1 tRNA gene and 1 rRNA gene are annotated in these 445 nt (G+C 54.4%); both read right to left on the reverse strand.

Annotation, left to right across the window (positions count from 1 at the left end):
• Positions 1-69 precede the first annotated feature (69 nt).
• Positions 70-146: transfer RNA gene (locus tag AB4Z25_RS29330), tRNA-Met, on the reverse strand.
• 211 nt (positions 147-357) lie between these two features.
• Positions 358-445: ribosomal RNA gene (rrf, locus tag AB4Z25_RS29335) — 5S ribosomal RNA — on the reverse strand; the annotation flags it as partial.

The following is a 445-nucleotide window of genomic DNA, read 5'->3' on the forward strand; positions in this document are numbered from 1 at the left end:
GAGTTAAGACGCAAAAGACCTGCTTAACGCGGGTTTTGTCTATTCTGTTTTGTATCCATGAAGATGATTTGGTTGCGGGGGCAGGATTTGAACCTGCGGCCTTCAGGTTATGAGCCTGACGAGCTACCGGGCTGCTCCACCCCGCGTCCAGCGTAAATCCGTTTGGGATTTATCGCGGCTACGTCGTCGCTTTAGCGATGACGGACTGTGCCGGAGCAAATTGCCGAAGGCGATTTGCTCCTGTAAGGTTCTGCTCTTTTGAGAGCATTTCGGCTTCAAAAGCAAAAGGCCGCTTGCGCGGCCCGATGTTTTCGGCAGGGCCGAATGTGTGATGAGAAGATTAGTTGCGTTTTGCAGACCTGGCAGCGACCGACTCTCCCGCGTCTTAAGACGAAGTACCATAGGCGCTGGGGCGTTTCACGGCCGTGTTCGGAATGGGAACGGG

Source organism: Rhizobium sp. RAF36, from assembly GCF_052114105.1.
Taxonomy (GTDB): domain Bacteria; phylum Pseudomonadota; class Alphaproteobacteria; order Rhizobiales; family Rhizobiaceae; genus Rhizobium.